The sequence below is a fragment of the Enterococcus bulliens genome, assembly GCF_053761865.1.
Map to the genome: position 1 here is coordinate 1 of NZ_JBSMXK010000029.1, position 17,312 is coordinate 17,312.

The 17,312-nt window shown below is 38.3% G+C and carries 16 protein-coding genes and 1 tRNA gene; 2 read left to right on the forward strand and 15 right to left on the reverse strand.

What is annotated here, in order from left to right:
- Positions 1 to 479 precede the first annotated feature (479 nt).
- From rfbD to ACWOEC_RS11055, 12 genes are all read right to left on the reverse strand, one after another.
- Positions 480 to 1,313, reverse strand: a complete 834-nt coding sequence (gene rfbD / locus ACWOEC_RS11000) for a dTDP-4-dehydrorhamnose reductase (protein WP_455308220.1) — start codon at positions 1,311 to 1,313, stop codon at positions 480 to 482.
- 55 nt (positions 1,314 to 1,368) lie between these two features.
- Positions 1,369 to 2,397 carry a dTDP-glucose 4,6-dehydratase gene (rfbB, locus tag ACWOEC_RS11005; protein WP_455308222.1) on the reverse strand — a complete coding sequence of 343 codons (1,029 nt, stop codon included), beginning with the start codon at positions 2,395 to 2,397 and terminating at the stop codon, positions 1,369 to 1,371.
- Positions 2,398 to 2,406: 9 nt separating this feature from the next.
- Positions 2,407 to 2,979 carry a dTDP-4-dehydrorhamnose 3,5-epimerase gene (gene rfbC / locus ACWOEC_RS11010; RefSeq protein ID WP_297075444.1) on the reverse strand — a complete coding sequence of 191 codons (573 nt, stop codon included), beginning with the start codon at positions 2,977 to 2,979 and terminating at the stop codon, positions 2,407 to 2,409.
- A 13-nt stretch (positions 2,980 to 2,992) separates the two neighbouring features.
- A complete protein-coding gene (rfbA, locus tag ACWOEC_RS11015) occupies positions 2,993 to 3,859 on the reverse strand; it encodes a glucose-1-phosphate thymidylyltransferase RfbA (protein WP_455308224.1) in 867 nt (288 codons plus the stop codon).
- Positions 3,860 to 3,953: 94 nt separating this feature from the next.
- On the reverse strand, positions 3,954 to 4,655 hold the full coding sequence (locus ACWOEC_RS11020) for a glycosyltransferase family 2 protein (RefSeq protein WP_455308226.1): 702 nt from the start codon (positions 4,653 to 4,655) through the stop codon (positions 3,954 to 3,956).
- Positions 4,652 to 5,479 carry a glycosyltransferase gene (locus ACWOEC_RS11025; RefSeq protein ID WP_455308228.1) on the reverse strand — a complete coding sequence of 276 codons (828 nt, stop codon included), beginning with the start codon at positions 5,477 to 5,479 and terminating at the stop codon, positions 4,652 to 4,654. The genes ACWOEC_RS11020 and ACWOEC_RS11025 overlap by 4 nt, the downstream gene beginning before the upstream one ends.
- Positions 5,479 to 6,252, reverse strand: a complete 774-nt coding sequence (locus ACWOEC_RS11030) for a glycosyltransferase family 2 protein (RefSeq protein ID WP_455308230.1) — start codon at positions 6,250 to 6,252, stop codon at positions 5,479 to 5,481. The genes ACWOEC_RS11025 and ACWOEC_RS11030 overlap by 1 nt, the downstream gene beginning before the upstream one ends.
- Before the next feature lie 107 nt (positions 6,253 to 6,359).
- Positions 6,360 to 6,602, reverse strand: a complete 243-nt coding sequence (locus tag ACWOEC_RS11035) for a transcription antitermination protein (protein WP_455308232.1) — start codon at positions 6,600 to 6,602, stop codon at positions 6,360 to 6,362.
- A 166-nt stretch (positions 6,603 to 6,768) separates the two neighbouring features.
- Positions 6,769 to 8,067: an asparagine--tRNA ligase gene (asnS, locus tag ACWOEC_RS11040; RefSeq protein WP_455308234.1), complete on the reverse strand. Its 1,299-nt coding sequence runs from the start codon at positions 8,065 to 8,067 to the stop codon at positions 6,769 to 6,771.
- A gap of 41 nt (positions 8,068 to 8,108) precedes the next feature.
- Positions 8,109 to 9,299 carry a pyridoxal phosphate-dependent aminotransferase gene (locus tag ACWOEC_RS11045; RefSeq protein ID WP_455308236.1) on the reverse strand — a complete coding sequence of 397 codons (1,191 nt, stop codon included), beginning with the start codon at positions 9,297 to 9,299 and terminating at the stop codon, positions 8,109 to 8,111.
- A 28-nt stretch (positions 9,300 to 9,327) separates the two neighbouring features.
- Positions 9,328 to 9,831 carry a cell wall elongation regulator TseB-like domain-containing protein gene (locus ACWOEC_RS11050; protein WP_297075345.1) on the reverse strand — a complete coding sequence of 168 codons (504 nt, stop codon included), beginning with the start codon at positions 9,829 to 9,831 and terminating at the stop codon, positions 9,328 to 9,330.
- Between the two features lie 82 nt (positions 9,832 to 9,913).
- Positions 9,914 to 12,589 carry a helicase C-terminal domain-containing protein gene (locus ACWOEC_RS11055; protein WP_455308238.1) on the reverse strand — a complete coding sequence of 892 codons (2,676 nt, stop codon included), beginning with the start codon at positions 12,587 to 12,589 and terminating at the stop codon, positions 9,914 to 9,916.
- A 135-nt stretch (positions 12,590 to 12,724) separates the two neighbouring features.
- Here ACWOEC_RS11055 and ACWOEC_RS11060 point away from each other — a divergent pair.
- A tRNA-Arg gene (locus ACWOEC_RS11060) sits at positions 12,725 to 12,796 on the forward strand.
- A gap of 153 nt (positions 12,797 to 12,949) precedes the next feature.
- Here ACWOEC_RS11060 and ACWOEC_RS11065 read toward each other — a convergent pair.
- From ACWOEC_RS11065 to ACWOEC_RS11075, 3 genes are all read right to left on the reverse strand, one after another.
- On the reverse strand, positions 12,950 to 14,248 hold the full coding sequence (locus tag ACWOEC_RS11065) for a DEAD/DEAH box helicase (RefSeq protein WP_455308240.1): 1,299 nt from the start codon (positions 14,246 to 14,248) through the stop codon (positions 12,950 to 12,952).
- Between the two features lie 7 nt (positions 14,249 to 14,255).
- Positions 14,256 to 15,272, reverse strand: a complete 1,017-nt coding sequence (locus tag ACWOEC_RS11070) for a Gfo/Idh/MocA family protein (RefSeq protein WP_455308247.1) — start codon at positions 15,270 to 15,272, stop codon at positions 14,256 to 14,258.
- A 79-nt stretch (positions 15,273 to 15,351) separates the two neighbouring features.
- Complete coding sequence (locus ACWOEC_RS11075; RefSeq protein WP_455308242.1) at positions 15,352 to 15,831, reverse strand: effector binding domain-containing protein; 480 nt, start codon at positions 15,829 to 15,831, stop codon at positions 15,352 to 15,354.
- A 144-nt stretch (positions 15,832 to 15,975) separates the two neighbouring features.
- On the opposite strand from ACWOEC_RS11075, the gene ACWOEC_RS11080 reads away from it, so the two are divergent.
- The gene (locus ACWOEC_RS11080) at positions 15,976 to 17,181 is read left to right on the forward strand and encodes a YdcF family protein (RefSeq protein ID WP_455308244.1); all 1,206 of its coding nucleotides are present in this window, start codon (positions 15,976 to 15,978) and stop codon (positions 17,179 to 17,181) included.
- The last annotated feature ends 131 nt before the right edge of the window (positions 17,182 to 17,312 follow it).

The window sequence follows — 17,312 nt, forward strand, 5'->3', positions numbered from 1 at the left end:
ATTGGAGCTGTCCTTATGGACCTTCATGACGAATGGCTCAGTTCTACAAGAAAATATATTAAGTTTGATCAATGAGAGACCAGTAAAACATTGTATAGTATTTTACACAGGATTATGGACTTGACTAACAATTATTTTTTTTAAATTCCAATTTATGTATTTTTTATGACTATAATTTAATAAAGAGAAAAGTCCAATAGTTGAAAAAAAGGTTAAAATCAGTATCCAATTTCTACTATCCGATGTAGAGGATGGATAGTAGAAATAATGATTATTAATAAAAGTTACATTAAACTTTTCTCCTAAAAGTATAATCAATGAACTATTCATAAGAACAAGCCATACTAATTGCACAAAATTTATTTTATATTTTTTTAATTTAATTAGACTCAATAAGCATATTAAAATCAAACATATCTCTATTAACATAACTATCTCCTATTATTTGTAATTATTTATTATGCAAAAAATTAGTGTACTTATCCTTTAAGCATTTGCGCTAAAGCTTCTTGCCAAGTTGGAATCACAAAGCCAGTTGCTTTTGCCTTTGACAGATCCATCACTGAATATTGAGGACGAGTAGCTTTTTGAGGAAATTGATCACTCGTAACGGGTGTCACTTCAACATCAGTATCTTTTAAGATCTCACTAGCAAAATCAAACCAAGTAGCACGATTATCATTTGACAAATGATATACGCCATATTCTGCTTTTTGTGCAACTAAATAGGTCATAAATTCAGCTAAAGTACGTGTCCACGTCGGGCGACCATATTGATCATTTACGACTGTTAATTTAGGATGGCTTTGCGCTAATTTTTGCATCGTAAAGACAAAATTGTGCCCGTATTGTCCAAATACCCAAGACGTACGGATAATATAGTATTTACTAGCATACTCTTTTACCGCTTCTTCACCAGCTAATTTTGTACGACCGTATTCATTTAATGGATTTGTCTGATCGTCAACGGCATACTCTCCGTCTTTTTTCATTCCATCAAAAACATAGTCCGTACTAATATAAACCAACGTTGCGTCGACAGCTTCCGCCGCTTTGGCGACATGCGCTGAACCTGCAACATTCACCAATTCATTGACTTCTTTGCCCTCGTCTTCAGCTTTATCCACTGCAGTGTAAGCTGCACAGTGATAAATCACACTCGGGTTCAACTCTTTGATAAATGCGAGTGTTTTCGCTTCATCTGTAATATCTAATTCACTTGAATCTGTTGAAACATATTCAAGTCCTTGTTCATCTAAAAGGTGACGTAATTCTGTTCCTAATTGTCCATTTCCACCTGTAAGTAAAATCATCTGTTTGACTCCTTTTCATAAAGAAAGGCAGGAAGCTTCCTGCCTTTACTTGTTTTTATTGACCATTTTTGGCATAAGTTGCTTCGACAGCTTCTTTTTCAGCTTTCCACCAGTCTTCGTTGGCTTCGTACCATTTGATGGTATCGGCAAGCCCTGATTTAAAGTTGGTAAATTCTGGCGTCCAACCTAATTCTTCACGTAATTTTGTTGAATCGATCGCATAACGCAAATCATGTCCTGGACGATCGTTAACGTGATCGTAAGCATCTTTTGATTGACCCATCAATTCTAAGATCAATTCGATCACAGTTTTATTGTCTTCTTCACCGTCTGCTCCAATCAAATACGTTTCACCGATGCGGCCTTTTGTTAAGATCGCCCAAACAGCTGAAGAATGATCATTTGTATGGATCCAGTCACGAACGTTTTTGCCATCGCCATATAACTTCGGACGAATGCCACTTAAAACATTGGTGATTTGGCGTGGAATAAATTTTTCGATATGTTGATAAGGACCATAATTATTTGAACAATTTGAAATTGTCGCTTGTAGGCCAAATGAACGAACCCATGCTTTGACTAATAAATCAGATCCAGCTTTTGTTGAAGAATATGGACTTGATGGATTATAAGGCGTTTGATCCGTAAATTTCTCGCCTTCGCCTTCGCCATGTCCTGGTAAATCTTCACGTAATGGAAGATCCCCATATACTTCATCGGTTGATACATGATGGTAACGGACTTGATGGTTACGACACGCTTCGATCAAGGTATACGTTCCAATCAAGTTCGTATGCACAAATGGATAAGGATCTTTTAGAGAGTTATCGTTATGTGACTCTGCTGCATAATGCACTACAGCGTCTGCTTCTTTCACTAACGGTTCGACCACACTCATATCTGCGATATCGCCTACTACAAGCGTTACGCGGTCTTCTGGTAATCCAGCTAAGTTTTCTTTATTGCCTGCATACGTCAATTTATCTAATACTGTGACGTGAACTTCAGGATGGTTGTTTACCACATAATGAACGAAATTAGAGCCGATAAATCCTGCTCCACCGGTTACAATAATCTTTTTCATATAGACTCCTTAAATTTCCCCGTATACAAAGGGATTTTCTGCTTCAAATTCTTTTAATGTTGGATGTTGTTTATCTTTATCTGATAAGACAGCTTTTGTAAGATCCATCGGCCAATCAATAGCTAAATTCGGATCATCAAACGCAATCCCTCCGTCAGCTTCTGCATTGTAGTAATTGTCGCATTTGTACATGAAATTCACGTTATCGGTCAACGTCATAAAGCCATGCGCAAATCCTTTAGGAACCAACAATTGACGGTGGTTATGTTCAGATAAGATATAGCCTTCCCATTGACCATAAGTAGGGCTATTTTTGCGAATATCGACGATCACGTCTAAGACTGCACCTGTGACGACACGGATCAATTTCGTTTGGGCTGCCTCCCCTTTTTGGAAATGCAAACCACGGATCACACCAGGTTGAGTGGATAAAGAATGATTATCTTGCACAAAATCATGCGTAATCCCAGCCGCGTGAAAATCTTCTTGTGAATAGCTTTCTGTAAAGAAGCCACGATGATCACCAAACACGGCTGGCTCAATAATTTTCACGTCTTGTAATTTTGTATCCGTTACTTTGATTTTCCCCATCTGCTTACTCCTCAATCAATCGCAATAAGTATTGACCGTATTGATTTTTCTTCAACGGCTGTGCGAGTTCTTTCAATTCTTCTTTAGTAATGTAGCCCATACGATAAGAAATTTCTTCTAAACAAGCCACTTTTAGATTTTGACGTTTTTCGATTGTTTCAATAAACGTTGAGGCTTCTAATAATGACTCGTGTGTCCCAGTATCTAACCAAGCAAATCCACGGCCCATCACTTCAACAGATAAGTCTCCACGTTCTAAATACACTTTATTCACATCCGTGATCTCAAGTTCACCACGTTCTGATGGTTGGATATTTTTGGCAATATCCACCACATCATTATCGTAAAAATAAAGACCAGTTACGGCATAGTTTGATTTAGGATCCGTTGGTTTTTCTTCGATCGACAATGCACGCATCTTTTCATCGAATTCGACAACTCCAAAACGCTCAGGATCGTTTACGTGATAACCAAATACTGTAGCACCTTTTTCTTTTTGAGCCGCGCGTTGTAGCATTTTCGACAATCCGCCACCGTAGTAGATATTATCTCCTAAAACAAGGCACACGCTATCGTTTCCAATAAAGTCAGCCCCTAAAACAAAGGCTTGTGCCAAGCCATCAGGACTTGGTTGAACTTTGTATTCGATATGTAAGCCTAATTCATGTCCATCCCCAAATAATTCTTCAAAGCGTGGGGTATCTTGTGGTGTTGAAATGATTAAAATTTCAGTGATCCCCGCTAACATTAGCGTAGACATTGGATAATAAATCATCGGTTTATCATAAATCGGCATCAATTGTTTTGATGTGGCACGAGTCAGTGGATACAAACGCGTCCCTGAACCTCCTGCTAGGATAATTCCTTTCATAGAAAAAAGCTCCTTTGTTTTTTATTCGTAAGCATCTCGTGTTCTATTTTACCTATTTCACCTGATAAAAAAAAGGTTTTTTTATCAATTCGCATCATTTTTTAAAGATTAAGCGCCAAATCAGAGCGCAAATCAGATGATAACGCCAGGCTAATTTTTGTTTAAAAGAACTTGTCGTCGCGATTTCACTGGCATTTTTTTCGTGACGACGATAATCAACTAAAGGTTCTGCTAAAAAGTAGACCTGATTGACAGCGATTAACCCTAGCCACATGTCATGCATCGGTAAATGATTAGGAAATGGAAAAGCCGTTTGCAATAGCTCTCTTCTGAACGCCATCGCAGCACCAATAAAACTATTTTTTAAAATATTTTGAAAAAATCCTGCTTTCACTTGACGGTAGTCAAAATACGAGGCATGCAACACTTGCGCATGCTCATCGACAATCACCAAATCACTCACAACGACCTGCACTTTTGGATTGTTTTTAAATACAGTGATCATTTTTTTAACCTTATCTGGATGCCAGATGTCGTCTTGATCAGCTAAAAAAATAAATTCTCCTTGTGCTTGTTGCAATACGAACTCAACATTTTTGATCACACCTTGTCTTGGTCCTTGAAATAACTGGATTCGCGGATCATCATAGGCATCAATAATCGACAATGTCTCATCCGTCGAACCGTCGTCTGAGATCAATACTTCATCTTCATCTGCTAATTGTATCAAAATACTATCTAACTGCTGTTTTAAAAAGAAAGCTCCATTATAAGTCACTAAACAAACTGAAATCATGAACGCCCCTCCTTACGAAATCGATTGAATTCGCGCCAAGTCAATTTCCAGATGGAACGATTTTTCACAGTCAATAATTGCTTTAGTGTCCGTAATACTAATTGTTTTTGGTGTCGTCTTTTTAAATCGATCTCATAACGGCTGTAATATAGAGCTTCACTGGCTAAAATCGATCGATATCGAGCCTCAGGTAATGTCTCAAAATCCAACACAGAAAGTCGATGCTGCAACGTGAAATCTGTAACGTCAACTGCTTGGTTTTGTTGAAAGACTTCAAAAAACAGCCAATGATCTAAAAAGTCTAATGGAAAGTCTTCGTTGAATCCACCGATTTGATCTAAAAATGCCATCGACCAGCACGTTCCTGAATTGATCGCCATGATACGCTTTTTAGTCACACCTACTGCAGGAAATCGTGCTGTACGATCGACATACCCTTGAGCTAAAACGGGTGAGATTTGATGGTGATCCATCACTTTAGGGACCACACAAGCCACATTTGTTTTAGGCTGGGTCAAAAGATAGGTCAAATACTCCATCGTGCATGTCGTATCTTGATCAAGTAATAATAACCAGCGGCATCGAGCCTTACCTTGTCTAAAAGCCTGATTATACGCCACAGCTAAACCAAGATTTCGCGGATCGTGTTGATAGGTCACTTGCGGATGTTCAAAAAAAGGATGTGTCTGTGCTTGCTTCGTATGATCGTAAATCAATAATTGGATGTGTTCGGAAAATGGCTGCGTCAAAAAAAATTGGCAAGCATTGCTTTGCTCAACTGTCATATTGTACAAAACGATGACTACTTGGATAGTTTCGTTCATCAAAAAAACCTCCAGCCCCACTTATGGAAAAATTTTCCCATTGATTGTAAAAAAATCAAGAATAATTTCGGATTGCGGTGTGCTTCTTTTCCATAGAGATGGATCACAGAATCAAATGGGGTATAAAGCAAACGATACCCTTTTTGTTCAAAACGCAAGCAAAGATCATTGTCTTCAAAGTACATGAAAAAGCGCTCATCGAATCCATTGATCGCTTGAAACTTCGCAATATCGATCACCATAAAACAGCCCGATCCCATACGAATAAATGAATACTGCGTATCGGATAGAAAGCGGCATTCATAGTCTGCTAAGCGTTTTTTAAAAGCATTTTTTACAAAACCAAAAGGGATAAAGCGCAACATATAGTCAAAAACGGTCAATTTATGACGCACAAGATGTTGGACAGTCTGATCTTCATTTAACACTTTAGGACTAACTCCAGCGAGGGTTTGGTCTTGTTGCAATAAGAAGATCAGTTGTTCAATCGTCTGCTCCTCTACTAAGATATCTGGATTGCAAATCACCCCTACAGCTGTTTTTTGGTGTAGAAAAATTTGATTATGTCCATGACCAAAACCTAAATTTTCTTTTCCTTCAATTACGTGTACAAACTGATAACCTTTCATCTTCTCGACATATTCTTTTTCTGATGCATTATCATAAATGACCAATTGATAACGCGGGTTAGGTAAAAAGGTCGCAAAATGATCTAGAGTTTGAAAAATATCGTTACTATTATGCGTTACAATACCAATAATAATGGGTTCCATGCTTGTCATCCTTACTGTCGTGTTCTTCATTGGGCCATTATACCATAAGTCGAATTGACAAAACGAAAAAACTGCTGGAAACAAGTGCTTCCAACAGTTTCTTTACCTTAACTAAAAAAATAGTTACTCGCAATCGGTTTTTTTATATCAAACAAGGTTACTTCGATTAATGGATGCTTTTTGGCAATTGCTTGGTCGATCCATTCACACTGTTCGACTTCAAATACGATTGTTTGTGGTCGAACTTCATTGACTTTTCCTGTCATTGCTCGCTGAAATTGTTGTGGCTTGACTTCATAACGTTCTCCAACTTTAATTGCATCCCAATGTCCCATTATCACATACCCCATTCAAGTTATTTTCAGTACACTATTAGTTTTAACATGTCTATCTTAAATAGACAAGTTATTTTTTTGAAAAATACATAAATTTCACAAAAAAAAGGAGTATAACAGATTTCTGTCATACTCCTTTAAAAAAACAAGTAAACGATGTTTTAAAAGTCGCTCTTTTTTCTTATGGGTAAATTCGATTTAATAAACGTGGGAATGGGATCGCTTCACGTACGTGTTCGATTCCTGATAACCAAGTCACTGTACGTTCTAAGCCTAGTCCGAAACCTGAATGTGGAACAGATCCATATTTTCTAAGATCTAAATACCAAGAGTATTCATTTTCATCTAGACCATGTGCTTTGATTTGTTCTAATAAAAATTCATAATCCGTTGCACGTTCTGATCCACCAATAATTTCACCATAACCTTCTGGTGCGATCATATCCGCACAGATCACCACGTCTTCGCGTGTTGGATGTGGTTTCATGTAGAAAGGCTTGATTGCTTTTGGATAGTTCAAGATGAAGACAGGTTGGTCAAATGAATTGGCAATAAACGTTTCATGTGGTGAACCAAAATCATCGCCCCAAGTAATATCCTCAAAGCCATTTTCTTGTAATAACGTGACTGCATCATCGTAAGAAATGCGTGGGAAAGGTAATTTTGTATATTTTTCCAATACGCTACGATCACGGCCTAAAACGTCTAGCGCATAATCACAATTGTCTAGTACGCTTTGCACTAAAAAGGCCACGTATTGCTCTTGGATTTCCAAACTTTCTTCTTGATGTGTAAAGACCATTTCTGGTTCGATCATCCAAAACTCGATCAAATGACGACGTGTTTTGGATTTTTCTGCACGGAAAGTTGGACCAAATGAAAATACTTTACCCAAAGCCATTGCCGCCGCTTCCATATACAATTGACCTGATTGAGATAAGTACGCTTTTTGATCAAAATAATTGGTCTCAAATAGATCCGTTGTGCCTTCTGGAGCAGATCCTGTTAAGATCGGTGGATCAATTTTCACAAAATTATTGTTGTTGAAAAACTCATATGTGGCACGAATGATCTCGTTACGAATTTGCATGATCGCATGTTGACGAGAAGAGCGTAACCATAAATGACGATGGTCCATTAAAAAGTCTGTTCCATGTTCTTTTGGTGTAATTGGATAGTCTTGGCTTTCCCCTACTACTTCAATGGCTGTCACACCGATTTCATACCCAAATTTTGAGCGAGTATCTTCACGGATTTCTCCTGTAATTAAAACAGCAGTTTCTTGTGTCAGTCCTTTCGCTAAGGTAAATACCTCTTCAGGTACCTCACTTTTGACTACGATTCCTTGAAAAAAAGCTGTTCCATCGCGTAGTTGTAAAAAGGCAATTTTCCCACTTGAGCGTTTATTCGCTACCCAAGCACCGATTTGCACGATTTCACCTACGTGGTGTTTTGCTTCGATAATTTGAATTTGTTTCACGTGTGTCTCTCCTATCTTTTACTGTCATCTCTCAAAGGATATTACTTTTTTTGTTTTTTTTCAACAAATTTTTTGATTCTAGCTACAGCCTCGTCTAATGTTTGCTGATCTGCGGCGTAACTTAATCGAATATTTTGCGGTGCACCGAATGCTTTTCCAGTAACGACCGCTACGTTTGCTTCGTAAAGTAAATCGTCTACAAAATCGTCTACGTCTGTATAGCCACATTGATCTAGCGTTTTCTGAACATTTGGGAAGAAGTAAAACGCACCATCTGGTAGCAATACGTCAAATCCTGGGACCTCTTGAAGCGCCTCAAACATTTTGTTACGTCTAATTTCAAAGGCCTGACGCATGCGTTCAACTTCAGATTGATCGCCACTCAATGCTTCTACAGCCGCATATTGACTTACCGCAGTTGGATTGCTTGTGGCTTGTGAAGCAATATCGATCATAGCAGTAATGATTGCTTGATTTCCTACAGCAAAACCAATCCGCCATCCTGTCATCGCATAGGTCTTAGAAACACCATTAATGACGATCGTTTGTTCTTTAATAGCTTCTGATAATGAAACGATCGGTGTAAATGTTGCTTCGCCATAAACAAGGCGACCATAGATGTCATCAGCAATGATCAAAATATTATGTGCCACGGCCCATTCACCGATTTGAGCCAATTGTTCTTTGGAGTAAATCATTCCTGTCGGATTAGAAGGAGAATTCAACAACAACGCTTTCGTTTTAGGTGTACGCGCGGCTTCTAATTGTTCGACTGTGACTTGAAAATCCTGTGCGCTTGTCGTTTCTACAAAAACAGCCGTCCCCTGGGCCAACTTAATTTGTTCACTATAACTGACCCAATATGGCGTAGGGATCAAGACTTCATCACCAACATTCAAAATCGCTTGGAATACTAAATACAATGCATATTTTGCGCCATCTGTAACGATTGTTTGTGAAGAGGCATAGTCTACTTGATAATACTTACGCAGATACGCTACGATCGCTTGTCTTAGCTCAGGGATACCTGCAGTGGGCGTATAGTAACTTGCTTGACCACTCGTGATCGCTTGAATCGCTGCTTGTTGGATCGTTTCAGGAGTCGCAAAATCGGGTTCGCCTACTGTTAAGCTTAAAATATCTTTTCCTTGTGCTTTTAATTGCTTCGCTTTTGTTGATGCTTTTAATGTTGCTGAAGGTTCAATATTTTGTGCACGTGTTGATAAATTCATCCATCCATCTCCTCAAAAATCAATTCGTTTAAATATTTTGTTGCTCTTTGACGATTTTTCCATCACTAAAGGCAAGATAGTAATAATTCAAGACCTTATCTTTTTTTGTGATGACTTCCCAAACAGGTTGATCGTCTAGTAATCCCAAGTTAGCTTTGACGATCGTTTGATCATTGTGGGCTTGTTGGACAAGTTGGGTTGCTTGGTTTTGATCGATTCCTGATTGCATCTCCATTACTTTGATATTTGTACCATCTTTTGGAATGAAGACGGCAACCGTTTGGTTTTCTGGATTTTTTCCTACTACAGTATATGTCGTTCCAGCTTTTGATAATCGATAGAACGCATCCACTGTGTCTACTTTTCCATACTTTTGCGCTAAAGCTGTTGCTTCTTTTTTAGCTTGACGCATCGGTTGTGTCGCTTGGAGATAGATAATGACCGTACTGGCGATTGCAATCAAGAAAACGACAATCAAACTAAATAACATAATGGTAATTCGTTTTTCACTTTTTGATGGTTGTAAAGACAAAGCATTTCGCTCCTTTTCTAATGGGTTATATTATAGCAAACTTTTGACACTTGCGGCAGACTTTTTCACCAATTTGAACGTGTCAATCAAAAAAGTCTTCAAGCGCCTCTATCGCTTCATCACTTGTCCCAGTCGAATTAGGCAATCCTTCAGGAAGCGAACGGATAAAACTAGCGCCATAATTTGCGGTATGTAATCGTGAATCTAACACGATCATCATGCCTTTATCGGTCGTGGTACGAATCAAACGACCAAACCCTTGACGCAATTTCATTACCGCTTTTGGGAGTGCCTCTACTTGAAAAGCATTTTGTCCTTGCGCTTCTAGATAAGCATATTTGGCTTTCACTAAGGGTCGGTTCGGATTGTCAAATGGTAAATTCGTGACAATCAGCAAATGCAGATCATCGCCTGGTAAATCGACACCTTCCCAAAAACTATCTGCCCCAAATAAAATGGCTTGATCCGATTGTGTGAATCGTTTTAATAACTTTTGGCGCGATCCTCCGATCCCTTGAGCCAAAATTTCACGTCCTGCTTGAAAAAATTCAAAGTGGAGCGCTTGATAGACTGCCTGTAGCTGTTCATGTGATGTAAACAACACTAAAATCGATCGCGAGTAGTGATGCATAATATTACGTAGCTGTGCAATCAGTTGTTGTGTACGCTCTTTTTCTATCGGTTCGACTACTGTAAAGAGCTTTGCTTGTTTTTGATAATCAAATTGTGTCGGCAATCGCAAAACAGCTTGATCAAACCCTAATTGCTCTGGTACATATCGTAAGCTGTCTTGTGTTGTCAGTGTTGCACCTAAGTAAAGAATGCGTTGATAACGGGTACCAACTTGTTGTTTGGCTAGTTTTGAAGCTGTTAGATCGATCGTTTCAAATCGTATTTGCTGTTTTTGTTTTCTCCAAATGACGCGATGGATCAAAAACAGATCCTCACGTATAAAGAAATCACAAAAAGCCTCATAGTTTTCTTCCAACTGTGTAAAGTACTCGATAATCTCTCCACTATGTGGACTTTTTTCTAGTACTAAACTTTCGGCTAACTGTTCTTTCACGACTAAAGCATCCTTAAAGGTCTGGGCAATTCGTTGGATCAGCCGTTCGATCACTATTGGAAAGTCTTTACGTACACTGCTCTCCATCACCCACTCACAGACGTGTTCTGGCAGTAAATCCTTCATCCACTCACTTAGCTGTGTACTTGTTTTGTCAAGTTGTTCTAAGATTTTAAAAAAGAGGGGAAGTTTTTCCTGACACGCTTTGGGCCAAATACTTTGCACAAAAGATTCCATCATTTGACTCAATAAAGTGACCGTAAAACTTCTTGTAGCGACCCGCTCTAAAGCCGAAGGTAGATGATGCGCCTCATCGATCAATAAATAACGACTCGAGGGCAATAAAGGCACATCGCGCTTGAGATCATGAGCTAAAAAAGCATGATTGACGATGATCACATTGCTTTGGCCGACACGTTGATACAGAAGACGTAAAAAATCAACTTCATAAAATGGAGAATGCTTGGTAACAGACTCTATCCCTCGATGGGCGACTTGAGTAAAAAATAAATGATCCAAACGCAATAAATTTAGCTCGTCTAAATCTCCCGTCGTCGTTTGAGTCAACCAGACTAAAATCATCATTTGATACAACGCATATTGTTTCATTTCGGTCGTTTCGACTAATGTCTGTTGGAACCGCTCTAGATCTAAATAATGACGATGGCTCTTGACCACCACTGCTTGTAGTGGATAGGCACCGATCCCATTTAATTGTGGGATATCTCGATATAATAATTGGTGTTGCAACAAAATAGAAGCCGTACTAATGATCAATGGATTTTCTATAGTGGCTAAAAAACTACTTGGAAAGAGATACCCAACCGTTTTTCCACTCCCTGTTTCCGCTTCAATAAAACAATTTTTAGAACCTTCATCTGTCGAAAAATGATCAAATACTTGATCCATCAACACTTGTTGTGTTTTACGATAAGTAAAACGTGCATCCAACCATTCTGTCTTTTGCGCTTTCGTTTTTGGATAGCTGCGCTGATAAGTAGGAGCTTCATACCATTCTTTTTCTGGTTTTACGAGCGCCAGTTGTCCAACGACTTGTATCTGTTCTGGAAGTGGCTGCAAATGCTCTTTCATCTCATGATAGATCGTATCAATAAATAAATCGGTGTGCATCGAAAGATTTTTTGCACAACGTTTGATCGCCTCCATCGTAATCAGCGGCAACTGGCGCATCTTTTCTTCAATCAATAGAAATAATTTTGCAGTCACTTCTGCATCGCTATCTGCTTGATGGGGCATATCGTGGGTAAACTGTAAACTCTCCGCTAGGTCCCCTAAGCGAAAGCTGACTTCTGTCGGCAAAAAGATTTGCGCTAATTCAACCGTATCGATTCCTTTAAGTGTCAATTCCGGCAAGCCGCACCGTTTCAATTCTGCACTTAAAAAACGATAATCAAAATGAATATTATGCGCAACAAAAATCGTATCACTTAACAAGTGATAGATCGTTTCGGCTACATCTTCAAAATAAGGCGCATGCTTGACCTTTTGATTGTTCACTTGCGTCAATTGTTGAATTTGTTTTGAGATTGGACGATCAGGATTGATATCTGTTGCAAATCGCCCAACAATTTGTCCTTCTTGAATCAATACACAACCAAATTGAAAAATTCGATCTTCTTTAGGATTCGTCCCAGTCGTCTCTAAATCAACGACCGCATAAATGGTTTTCATCGAATTCCTCCTCTACATACCTGTCAAATTATACTACAGTTTTAATTCTACGACTAGAATCGGTCTTAGGATAAAAGAAAATTATTAGAAGTCTTGAATTTATCAAGTAATCACGTTATCCTAAGTAATGGATATGCCCTTGTAGTTAAATGGATATAACCGACCCCTCCTAAGGGCCAATTATCAGTTCGATTCTGGTCAAGGGCGTTAAAAAAGACTGTGACAGAAGTGAATCACTAAAAAATAAGCCGAATAATCCCCGAAATATGTGAAGACATTATCGGAATTATTCGGCTTATTTCATCTAAAACACTGTGTAATTGATGTTTAAAGGGTGTGACAGAAATCTGTCACACCCTCTTATTTTTGACGTTTTCCTTTATTTTTCTTAGAAGACGTACGCACTTTTTTCTTTTTCTTTTTCACAACCGTAGTCATTTCAGTATCAATAGACACGCGCTTTTGCCCGACTTCAACGGTAGTTGACGGTTTGTTTGTTTTGTGTTCTATCGTTTTTTTGCTATATTTCTTTTCTTCAACAATTGGCTTTTCCGTCGTCAACTCTCCTGTGTGTAAAAAAACTTCTTGTCCTTTTAACTGCATCTGACTCATGATTTTACGATAATCACGTTGTGTTTGCGGTGTCACTAGCGTCAAGACAACCCCATCAGCTCCCATTCGCCCAACACGGCCAGCACGATGGAGATAGCTTTCTTTTGTCAATGGCACATCTACATTGACGACATACGGCAAACGATCTAAATCGATCCCTCTTGCCGCAATATCCGTGGCCAATAACGCATTTAATCGATGTTGCTTGAACGCATTCAACGCTAATTTACGCATTTCTTTACTTTGATCAGAAGCCAGTGAAGCGACGTTTAGATGATGGAATCCTAATTTTTCTTCTGCATTGCCCAGATCACTTAACTGATTGAAAAAAAACAGTCCTTGAAACGCTTCAATATAGCACAAGCGACGTAATGTATCGGTAATCTTGCGCGCAGACACATTAAGATAATAATGGTGCACGACACCTTGACTGTCATCGATCATAGTTGTATCAATAACCGTAAGATCTGTAACCAATTCTTTAACTTCTGCTAGAGCAGTATCTGCTGTGGCAGAGAAAAAGGAATTGGTTGTCTTTTCCCCTAATCGTTGCATGATCTCTTTGACTAGACCCTGGCTATCGTCTTTTACCAATTGATCCGCTTCATCTAAAATCAGTGATTGAATATTAAATGCATTGATTTTTTTCGCTTTGATCAACTCTAAAACCCTACCAGGTGTCCCCACGATTACTTCTGGTTTCTTTTTTAATTGTTCGACTTGGCGTTTCACATTTGCACCACCAATAGAAGATTGACAGTGTAAATCGATAGCATGTGCCCATTCTTTTGCTACTTCATAGACTTGCACCGCTAATTCTTGTGAGGAAGTCAAAATCAGCAATTGATTGCCTTGACCAGGGACGACTTGTTGTAAAGAAGGAAGTAAATACGCTAACGTTTTACCAGACCCAGTAGGTGAAACAGCTAATAAAGATTGTTTTTGAGACATCGGTTTGTAGACTTGTTTTTGAATGGCAGTCGGCTGACGAAACGCTTTGTCTTCCCATAATGTTTGCCATGCTAAAGGTAATTGTTTAATTTCCATATAATCCTCAATTCATTTTTTGATCTGCTGGAAAATGAATTCCAGCTTTTTGTCGCATTTCATATAATACAAGATTCACACAACGCGATAATTCAACGAGTTCTTCATATTGAGTGGCCATCGTCTCTTCTTCTAAAGAAAGCAAAATAGTCGCAAATGCGCATGCCTCTTCGTATAAAGGATTCTCATGTTTTGCGTGTAGCGAAATCTCTGTCGTTTCATTGGTCGCACGGTGTGTTCGCTTAGCTGAAGTGATAATATTGATCCCATCTAATACGATCGTTCCATCAGTTAAATAGATCTCAGATGTCGCAAATGAATCTGCATTTTTCCCAAAATGGACAGCAACATCAAAATCGTCATAGCGTAACACACCATAACCGGACCCGTCTACGCCAGTACTAATTTTTTGTGCCGTGTAGTCAACGGTCTTTGGTGCGCCAAACAGCCCAACTGCTGCATAAATCGGATAAACGCCTAAATCCATCAACGCCCCTCCTGAAAAATCTAGCGAAAAGATATTTGGAATATAACCGGCCAATACCTCATCGTAACGCGAAGAATATTTCATATATGTAAAACTCGCGCCCATGATCTGGTTTTTCGTGGGAAGTGTCACTTTTAATGTTTGAAAATTTCGTTCATGAATATTACGTGCGCCTTCAAAATAACATACCCGTTGTTCATTCGCTAATTGGATGATTTCGTCCATTTCTGCTGGATTCGAAAATGCTGGTTTCTCGACAATCACATGTTTTTTATTCAAAATGGCTTGTTTGGCTTGTTCAAAATGAAGTGCATTTGGAGACGCGATATAGACGACATCTAGTGTTTCATCTGCTAAGAATGCTTTCATATCGGTATATGCGAATACCTGATTTTGTGTCGTCTCTTCAATAAACTTTTCAGCTGAAGCGATTTTTCGAGAATAAACACTATGCAATCGATAATGCGTACTAGCCAGTGCTGCTTGTACAAATTGTTGCGAAATCCAATTGGTCCCAATAATCCCTAAACGTAACATCTTCATTCCTCATTTCTTTTTTATGATACACAATATACACAATTTTTACGAAAAAAAACTTATAATGATGGTTTTCTCATCAATCGAGTGCCTCAATTGGACAATACAACCAAAGTTCACCAGGTGTGTCTGTGGCAGCATAAAACTCTTGGATAGCACCATTGATTCTTACTTGTTCCTTGGGCAAGATTACTTCAAATAATGTTTGAACACTTTGATCGATCGTTAAGACATTCGTTTTGACCACTAAGTACTCTTGATCAGGTAGCTCCCAATAAGTCCATCCTTTCGGTGCTTGACTTTTTTTATCGACTTGGATTCCTGCAAGATAATATCCTTTTGTCGTAATCGGTGCTAAAAATTCTGTTTGATCACTTGAAATCCCCCAACAATCGACCGCTTCATGTAGAGGATAAGAAACAAGCGATTGTAAGTCCATGAGATGTTCTTCAAATTCGAACCAACTTTGTTGCATCCATGCACTCGTTTCATCTTCTTGTTGTGTGGCCAATCGACCGATAATCGCGAAATCGTGTAATGTAGTTTTATAATAGTCCATGATTCATCTCCTTTAGCTATAAAAACACTCCTGACTTTGATCAGGAGTGTTCTTAGCTGCTCCATAAAATAACTTTTATAATTTATTTTTATGCTATACAAAGCTTCCTACAATTCGTTATACTAGAAAAGAGGAGTTGACTATATGCATATTTTACCATTATTTTTTTTCTTACTCTATTATAGTTTAGGATTTTGGTTACTTTTTCGTTGGCGGAAAAAACAAATCGAGCCCCAACACGTTTTTTATCAAGGAACATGGCTGTTAATTGCCTTGATCGCTTATACTAGTGTACTTGAATTGGTACACGGAAGTTTTTTCTTTGCGATCCCACTTTTTTTCTTTGCCTTGTTTTTTATAATGTACAAGCGGCAAAAAGCACGCACATTAAATGGCTTTTTATTTAATTTATTCATTGTAATCTATGGATTTTATTTGATTTATGTTTTTATGGAGACACGTGATGCCTTGATTGGAGGATTATTTTTATTTGCGTTTATTCTAGTTATTTTAGCCGCCTCTTTAGGGATCATTGGCTTGATCGTGTTTTTATATTGGAATGCCTTTATCGTCATGAAACGCGAATCACGTTCTTTAGCTAATCTATTGACTTTATTGCTAGGGATCGCATTGACTGTGTATGTCGTCGTGACCTTTTTTGTTGCACAAAATGCTGCTTGGTACATCGTCTTACCGGTATTATTGGTGTCAACTACACTAGGCTATTTATTTATCGTATTTATAAATTTTTTAACTATATCGATTTTATATCAATTTAATCAACCTAGAAAGCGTCAAGATTTTATTATCGTCTTGGGTGCCGGATTGATCAATGGTGAACGTGTGACACCCTTGCTCGCAAAACGAATCGACAAAGCGATTTTATTTTATCGAGAGCAAAAAATTAAAACAGGGCATCCATTAAAATTGATTATGTCAGGTGGTCAAGGCCCAGATGAAAAGATCCCAGAAGCGTTGGCGATGCAACACTATGCGCTCGAACAAGGGATTTCGCATGAGGATATTTTGCTTGAAGCCAATTCGACTACGACATATGAAAACATGATGTTTTCAAAATCAATCATCGATGCGCAAAATATAACAAATCCAAGAGTTATTTTTACTTCGAACAATTACCATATCTTTAGAGCAGCGATTTTCGCACATCAAGCTGCTTTGAATGCAGACGGAATTGGAGCAAAAACTGCTTTTTATTATTTACCAAATGCATTCTTACGTGAATTTGCCGCTATTTTAACAATGAAAAAACGCCTACATCTCATTGTACTTGGGTCGATATTGACTTTGATTACTGCGATGACATTAATTGGCGTTGTCTTGTCTCAATAAAAAAAGGCTCTATAATTTAATGGACTGATGAATTGAATTCAATTCATCAGTCCATTTGTCATTTTAGGTATTAAAAAACATACTCGCTTCCTGTATGATTAAATCACCACAAAATAAACAAACGAAAGGAG

Excerpts from the sequence above, each read along its gene's own strand:
- rfbD (WP_455308220.1), bottom strand. The coding sequence starts at position 1,313 with ATGATTTTACTTACAGGTGGAAATGGACAATTAGGAACAGAATTACGT.
- rfbB (WP_455308222.1), bottom strand. The coding sequence starts at position 2,397 with ATGAAAAAGATTATTGTAACCGGTGGAGCAGGATTTATCGGCTCTAAT.
- rfbA (WP_455308224.1), bottom strand. The coding sequence starts at position 3,859 with ATGAAAGGAATTATCCTAGCAGGAGGTTCAGGGACGCGTTTGTATCCA.
- ACWOEC_RS11020 (WP_455308226.1), bottom strand. The coding sequence starts at position 4,655 with ATGATTTCAGTTTGTTTAGTGACTTATAATGGAGCTTTCTTTTTAAAA.
- ACWOEC_RS11025 (WP_455308228.1), bottom strand. The coding sequence starts at position 5,479 with ATGAACGAAACTATCCAAGTAGTCATCGTTTTGTACAATATGACAGTT.
- ACWOEC_RS11030 (WP_455308230.1), bottom strand. The coding sequence starts at position 6,252 with ATGGAACCCATTATTATTGGTATTGTAACGCATAATAGTAACGATATT.
- ACWOEC_RS11035 (WP_455308232.1), bottom strand. The coding sequence starts at position 6,602 with ATGGGGTATGTGATAATGGGACATTGGGATGCAATTAAAGTTGGAGAA.
- ACWOEC_RS11045 (WP_455308236.1), bottom strand. The coding sequence starts at position 9,299 with ATGAATTTATCAACACGTGCACAAAATATTGAACCTTCAGCAACATTA.
- ACWOEC_RS11055 (WP_455308238.1), bottom strand. The coding sequence starts at position 12,589 with ATGAAAACCATTTATGCGGTCGTTGATTTAGAGACGACTGGGACGAAT.
- ACWOEC_RS11065 (WP_455308240.1), bottom strand. The coding sequence starts at position 14,248 with ATGGAAATTAAACAATTACCTTTAGCATGGCAAACATTATGGGAAGAC.
- ACWOEC_RS11070 (WP_455308247.1), bottom strand. The coding sequence starts at position 15,272 with ATGTTACGTTTAGGGATTATTGGGACCAATTGGATTTCGCAACAATTT.
- ACWOEC_RS11075 (WP_455308242.1), bottom strand. The coding sequence starts at position 15,831 with ATGGACTATTATAAAACTACATTACACGATTTCGCGATTATCGGTCGA.
- ACWOEC_RS11080 (WP_455308244.1), top strand. The coding sequence starts at position 15,976 with ATGCATATTTTACCATTATTTTTTTTCTTACTCTATTATAGTTTAGGA.